6 protein-coding genes and 1 other RNA gene are annotated in these 6,362 nt (G+C 58.8%); 5 read left to right on the top strand and 2 right to left on the bottom strand.

Annotated elements, in window-relative coordinates:
• Window positions 1-603 precede the first annotated feature (603 nt).
• From Q7S58_RS00100 to Q7S58_RS00080, 5 genes are all read left to right on the top strand, one after another.
• A complete protein-coding gene (locus Q7S58_RS00100; RefSeq protein WP_304819526.1) occupies window positions 604-984 on the top strand; it encodes a hypothetical protein in 381 nt (126 codons plus the stop codon).
• Between the two features lie 203 nt (window positions 985-1,187).
• Complete coding sequence (locus Q7S58_RS00095; protein ID WP_304819524.1) at window positions 1,188-2,105, top strand: hypothetical protein; 918 nt, start codon at window positions 1,188-1,190, stop codon at window positions 2,103-2,105.
• Window positions 2,102-3,880: a type IV secretory system conjugative DNA transfer family protein gene (locus Q7S58_RS00090; RefSeq protein WP_304819522.1), complete on the top strand. Its 1,779-nt coding sequence runs from the start codon at window positions 2,102-2,104 to the stop codon at window positions 3,878-3,880. The genes Q7S58_RS00095 and Q7S58_RS00090 overlap by 4 nt, the downstream gene beginning before the upstream one ends.
• A 71-nt stretch (window positions 3,881-3,951) precedes the next feature.
• On the top strand, window positions 3,952-4,764 hold the full coding sequence (locus Q7S58_RS00085; RefSeq protein ID WP_304819520.1) for a replication-relaxation family protein: 813 nt from the start codon (window positions 3,952-3,954) through the stop codon (window positions 4,762-4,764).
• A 9-nt stretch (window positions 4,765-4,773) separates the two neighbouring features.
• Complete coding sequence (locus tag Q7S58_RS00080) at window positions 4,774-4,989, top strand: hypothetical protein (RefSeq protein ID WP_304819518.1); 216 nt, start codon at window positions 4,774-4,776, stop codon at window positions 4,987-4,989.
• Window positions 4,990-5,045: 56 nt separating this feature from the next.
• On the opposite strand, the gene Q7S58_RS00075 is transcribed toward Q7S58_RS00080, so the two are convergent.
• Entirely contained in the window at window positions 5,046-5,945 is a 900-nt protein-coding gene (locus Q7S58_RS00075) for a site-specific integrase (protein WP_304819528.1), read from the bottom strand.
• A gap of 276 nt (window positions 5,946-6,221) precedes the next feature.
• Window positions 6,222-6,362: a transfer-messenger RNA gene (gene ssrA / locus Q7S58_RS00070) on the bottom strand; the annotation flags it as partial.

Raw genomic sequence — 6,362 nt, 5'->3', positions numbered from 1 at the left:
AAAGGCGATTCAGGACGCCTGCCTTCTGGCGTTAGCAGAGCCCCCCATCGGCTCGGAGCGACCAGATTTTATTTAGGCCCTTTAGGGCCGCTAACTAAGCTCCTTCGGGAGCACTGCCTCAGGCCTTCTGGCCTCATCATGCGCCTCGGAGAGGGGGCGCCACGGTACCTGGACTGTTCAGATACCGCGCCTTATCGCGGGCTTGCCACCCCGAATAATATCTGGCGCTGACGTTGGGAAACCAACCTCTCAGTAAATAAGCCTCTTAACACAAGCCAATTGAATAGGGGTGTCTCCGCACACCGAAGTTGCACCAAAAGTGGTGCATTTTGGTCGCGAACACTTCAACGCACGCGCGAATTCTGCGCGAGGCGAAGGCACGCGCGCTCGCGTTGGAGTTGAGCGCGAATCGACTTGCGCAGCAGCTCGAAGCCAAGCTGCGCGAATCGAACAACTGAGTTTTGAAAATAAGCGTCGCGTTGGAGTTGAGCGCGCGGTGGGCGGTCGAAATAAAAAACGCCGGCGAGGTTGCCCTCGACGGCGCCGCTTGCAGCTGCTAACTCGGTCTAGTCACCGAGAGAGCTCCGACGCATGGAGTAAGCCATGACGTCAGATCGCCACACGGCGGACAGTGCGAAGATTCGCAAAGAGAATCCGCACAGTGCCCGCCGCATGACTGCTGTTTCTTCGACCGTAGCACATTCGACCGATTCGTACCAGAGCGAAGCGCTATCGCCACACTCGCACGCGACCACGCCCGACAATCAGCCGATCGCTTCGGATCGCATCGTCGAAGCCCTCGCGATAGTTCACGACACGCCTTGGCGCACCCAGTTTCTGCAAACGCAAGCGACACGTGAGCTTGCTGCGCTCCGATGGGCTCTCTTCCGCGGAGCCGAGTCGGAGGCCTGCGAGTGGTTGCGCGAATTGCACATCACCCGAGCCGCCGACCTTGCGTCGATGCCGAAAGGCGGTGGCAAATGACCCGCTTCCTTCCGGCGCAACACATTCAGCCGATAGACGCCGAGGTGTACAAATGTTTCACCTGCGAGGTATACCTCACACCGGTAGCCGCTGAACGATCTCGAACTGCGCGCGGTACCGACGAGCAACTACTTTGTGCTCGATGCCGCCGTCTCGAACAAGAGGCGGTCAATTTGTTCTGCCGGGACTGCGGGGAACAATCAGTGTCCATCCATTCCCTGATCCCTAACGAACCTTGGAGACAGCGCTGTTATCAATGCCACGAGTGGCGCGTCGTTCCCCATCTTGCCTATAGCGACTACAAGGACGGCGCGGAGATTCCGACTCCGATCTACGACTGGTTGATGGACACGGAGTACGGCGACATCATCCGGGCCGATGGCTTGGAGTGTGTAGAAGACAGCGCAGACAACGACGACAACCAAGAGTCGTTGGAGTTGTACCAAGCTCCCGAGCCTACATCGCTCGCGGTCGCGGAACCGTCGTGGATGAACGAGCTTCCAGACCGAATCGTCACGCCTGACATTCAGCAGCTGGTTGAAGAGGCGTTTTCGCCATTCGAGGACCGCAGGCGGTCGTTCTGGGAATGGCTGACAGAGTTTGACGTTCGCGGCGCCCAGATGGCGCAGAAGCTCGCCGCAGCGGGGAACGCTCAAGCGCTCCTTCGGGTGCGAAAAGACATGGTCGCAGACATGACGGCGTTGTTCCAGTCAGTCACCGACCTACGCAGTGGGCAACTCGAAGCGTTCTTGAACGAACTCACCCTCAGGGAACAAATTGCTGAAAAGCTGGCGCTCGCGAGCACGCGTCTTGGCACCCTAAAGGCCATCGAAACGTCTCGCCGCCAGAAGCTCCTCGAAGCGCCGCCTGAAGCGGTCTCTCGAAGTCAGCAGGTCGTTGGCGAACACCGCGAGGAGTTGCAAGCGCGGGCAGCGGCTCAGCGTGCCGCGCTCGCCGATTTCAGGTCGGAGGTCGCGGACATCATCGATGAGGACATCGACGACGGCCAGAAGGCTCACGAGCTTCGAGCTCTCCTTGAGAGCTATCGCTTACCAGAGAATGCCCTTCCAAAACGTATTCGCCAATTCCTGGCCGACGTGGACGGGGAGGACGAACCATGAACGCAGCTACGCACCGAAACGTTCGCGCGTACCTGAATCGCGAACTGACCATCGGTCAAGACATGACCACGCGAGATGCTGTGTACCTGCCCCTTGACGTCCTCATGGAGACGTCCGTCCACGTCGTTGGCGCGTCCGGGTACGGGAAAAGCTTCTGGCTCCGCAATCTGATCGACCAGCTCATCACACACCACCAGTCGTTCAGCCTGCTTGATCCCCACGGCGATCTTTTTGCCTATGCGGTTTCCGCCCTGCGCCGTTCGGCGGTGCACCCAGGACGCATTGTTCTGCTTGATCCTAGCGACGACCGCTACAGCGTTGGATTCAATCCGTTGCGCGCAGTTGACGATCCAAGTGAGGCTGCCAGCCTCGTGCTCGATGCGTGCCTCAAAGCGTGGGGCTCTGCGAGCTTCGACGAGACGCCGCGGCTCGAAGGAATTCTGCGGGGCATGTTCAGGATGCTTGCGGAAAGCGGCCTGACCCTGCTTGAAAGCTATGAATTCTTAAATGTCGACCATGGAGAGTTTCGGACCGCATTGCGAGAGCGGGTAAGCGATCCGTTCGTTCGGCAGGACTGGCTAGAGTTCGAAAAGCTCTCGCGCGCTGACCGGCTGGCAGTTGTGGAGAGCTCCAGGAATCGAATCCGTCGCTTTCTGCAAAGCGTTCGTATTCAACGGATGCTTGGACAGACAAACCGCGTGCTGAACCTGCGCCAGGTGATGGACACCGGTCAACACTTCTTGGTCAACCTCGGCGGCATGTCATCGTCACCCGAGACGCAGCGACTACTTGGATCCCTACTCCTCAATTCGATCTATCACGCCGCCAAGATGCGCAACCCCGCGAGACGCCGCGATCACTTCGTGATTGTCGACGAATGCGGCCAGTTCGCGAGCGCTGACCTAGCCAACTCCATGGACGAACTGAGGAAGTATGGAGTTCACTTTGTACTCGCACACCAGCGTCTCCGACAGCTCGAACGTGAAGATTCGGAAGTCCTTTCGGCGATCCTTACGAACGCGAAGTGCCGCGTCGTCTTCGGCGGACTCGAGCGCCTTGAAGCAGAGCGCATGGCTCGTGAGTTGTTCACCGGCGCAGTGCGCGGCGACGAGGTCAAGCACGTCGCGCATGGGACGAGATTTCGACCGGTGGCCGATGTGTTCGAGGTGGAGTCTGAGTCGTGGACCGACAGTGAGGGAGAGGCGAATGGTTTTTCGTGGGGTGAGTCATCGAGCACCAATACGCAGCAGAGTGAGAGCACAGCCTACGAGATTGATGACAATAATCGGGATGGACAGCACGACGAGGACGATGTTGTCGCTCGGACAACGGCGCAGGGCATGAGCGCAAGCAGCAGTCAATCTTCGAGTGGGTCGAGAGCCTTGCAGCGCTCGCATTCGTCAGGGGGCTCGCGCAGCCTCGTCCCGATAACTCGATACGAGGAATTCCAAGAGGAAACGGGACGCCAGTTTGCTTCGGTCGAAGAACAGTGGGAGGAGCGTACCGCGCGCGTCCACGGCTTAGCCAAGCGAGAAGCGCTTGTCCGTATCTACAACGGGCCGGTTATTCATGTGAGGACACCCGATGTCGAAGTAGAGCGGAACGCCGGCGCAAGCGACCGCTTTGTCACGCGGGCGCTCGAAGCCTGCCGCTATACCCAGCCCGTCGCCGCCGTCGAAGCGGAAAGCGAAGAGCGGCAGCGCAAAGTGGCGGCGCTGACCGCCGGCGCAACAGACCCAAGGCTCCGCGAGCCGATTCGAAGCTTCAGGGAGTGAGCATGGACACCCAAGAATCAACGCGCTTGCCTCGGTACGTGCGCCATCGATTCGGGAAACCGTCATTTCAAATGCAGGATCGCGACCGGGAGATCGTCCGCCTGGCGTCTCAGTACCGCGTCATTTCATCAGCCGACATCCAACTCTTGAGTGGCGGCTCTGACCAAGCGATTCTCCGACGGCTTCAGCGACTGTTCCACCACGGCTACCTTGATCGTCCGCGCTCTCAGCGTCAAATCGGCAACGCGCCGATGGTCTACGCGCTCGGGCAACGTGGCGCCGAACTGATTGCGCAAGAGACGGGACAAAAGCCCATCGCCGACTGGAGCGAGAAGAATCGCCAACTCCGGACCCATTACCTCGAGCACGGCCTCATGATCAGCCGTTTTCAGACCGCGTTGCGCTATGCCGGCGAGGCCAACGGAAAGATTCGGCTTGAACGCTGGTTGCCAGACGGTGCCATTCGAGACACCGTCTGGGTCGAGGCCGGCGATCGGCGCGAGCGCATTCCGATAGCGCCGGACGCGTTCTTCATCCTGAGACTGCTGAACACGGGCGAAGCCGTTCACGGCTTCTTCGAGGCCGATCGCGGCACGATGGACGTGCCGCGGTTTGTCACGAAGCTTCGCGGCTACTTCCATTTCTGGCGGTCGGGCCAACAGGAATCGCGAGTCGGAGCCAAAAACTGCCTCGTCGTCACCGTGACGACGAGCGCCGAGCGGGCCAGGAATCTGACGCAAGCATGCCACGCGGTCAATGAGCGGGGCTTGCGAATGTTCCTGTTTGCGTCAGAGACGGAGTATCTGCCGGCAATCCGGCGCAGGGTGTTCGACGCCATCTGGCAGGTGCCTGGTGACAGGCGCTTGCACTCGATGACCGAGTGAGCCAGAGAAATGGCGGATCACACAGTCGCGTTTGAGCGGCATTTCACGGTGGAGGAACTTGCCGAAGTGTGGGCGATGAGTGAAGACTTCGTTCGTCGTCTGATGCTTCGAGAGCCAGGAGTCGTCGTGTTCTTTCGCCAACAGCCGGGCCGACGCGTGTACCGCACGCTCAGGATTCCGGCGTCGGTTGCGTCTCGGGTTCATCAGCGAATGACTAAACCCTAGATGATGATGGCTGTGGGCGGCAGCGTCCATAGCCTTCTTTTTTTTCGGCCCCAACGCTAGACCCAGAGCGCTCTGACGCGATCTTCGAGACGCTCTCGGCGTTCCTTCACGAAATGTGAATAGTACTTCGCCGTAATTATCGGGGTTGCGTGTCCAAGAAGAATCGCGACGTCTTCAATAGGGACTCCTCGCGCCAAAAGGTCGGTCGCAAATGTGTGACGAAACATGTGTGCGTTGCCCGTTATCTTTGCGTCCTCGAAGACCCGACGAAGAGAGCGTTGCCAGTCGGCAACGGCTGATTTTCTGAGGCCATTGCCCGTCCAGAAGAAATGCTCGCCACCATTTTCAATCTTCTTCAGAGCCGCGACGGTAACTTTGGGAAGCGGAACATATACTGACTCCCCAGACTTCTGAGTCCGGAGGAACAGTCGATCGTTCTCCAAGTTTTCCTTTTTCAGTCCTACGCAATCGCCAATTCGAAGTCCGGAGTACCTCAAGGGCAGGACGAACGCGAGCACGCGTGCCGGGTTGTCGTGTCCGTATGCATTGCGCGCGGGATACTGAGCACACGCCTTGAGGACTCTCTGGATTTGATCTTCGGTGAACACCTTGACCCGCTCAGATGGCTTGCCGGCCTTGGGGGCTTTTACAGCTGTGGCGGGGTTGCTCTTGACCCATCCGGCACTGTGACTAAACCAAAAGAAAGCGCGGAGACGCTCAAGATTTTTCTGCGCCGTGATCGGAGAATCTGGCCAGCCCGAACGAAATTCGCGCAAGGCGTCTGTGTCGAGCTGTTTCAGAAGACGAAACCCCTTCTCAACGCACCAGGGTAGCAACCTCTTTTCCAACAGGTTCTTGTGTTTCTGAAGAGTAGCCGCCTTGCGCTGCTGTCCGTGTTCGAGGTCGTGAAGAAACTTGCCGACGGCCTCCTTCACGGTTGGGACTTCGGGCTTCACGACGCCCAATACGCCCGAGGCCTCCCAGCCTCGAACTAAGTCCGAGGCAGCTTCCCAGGAACGGAGATCTAGGCTTTGGCGAATGTACTCGCCACGAAGTGATCCCTGCACCCAAATTGGACACTTACACTTTCGAAATCGTCGAGAGGTGTAGCGACAGGGCGGCTGGTGCCTCCGGTAGATGGTCAGCACGACAGCAGTATACGCCGAGGGGACAAAAGGAGTACAGCAGTTCCGCTGACCGCTGTATATTGCTGTTTTTACTAACAATAAAAATGGTGGAGGCGGCGGGAGTTGAACCCGCGTCCGAGAACACGTCGTCGCAGACCACTACGTGCGTGTCTCCGTTCTCGTGTCGCAGCCGGTTAGAAACGGAGCCAAGTGCCCCGGCCGCCATCCCCGATGTGTCTCACTGCC

Origin of the sequence: Candidatus Binatus sp. (assembly GCF_030646925.1) — a bacterium.
In the GTDB taxonomy this organism is placed as follows: domain Bacteria; phylum Desulfobacterota; class Binatia; order Binatales; family Binataceae; genus Binatus.
This window is presented reverse-complemented; position numbering and strand designations above follow the sequence as displayed.

Excerpts from the sequence above, each read along its gene's own strand:
- Q7S58_RS00085 (WP_304819520.1), top strand. The coding sequence starts at position 3,952 with ATGCAGGATCGCGACCGGGAGATCGTCCGCCTGGCGTCTCAGTACCGC.
- Q7S58_RS00100 (WP_304819526.1), top strand. The coding sequence starts at position 604 with ATGACGTCAGATCGCCACACGGCGGACAGTGCGAAGATTCGCAAAGAG.
- Q7S58_RS00090 (WP_304819522.1), top strand. The coding sequence starts at position 2,102 with ATGAACGCAGCTACGCACCGAAACGTTCGCGCGTACCTGAATCGCGAA.
- Q7S58_RS00080 (WP_304819518.1), top strand. The coding sequence starts at position 4,774 with ATGGCGGATCACACAGTCGCGTTTGAGCGGCATTTCACGGTGGAGGAA.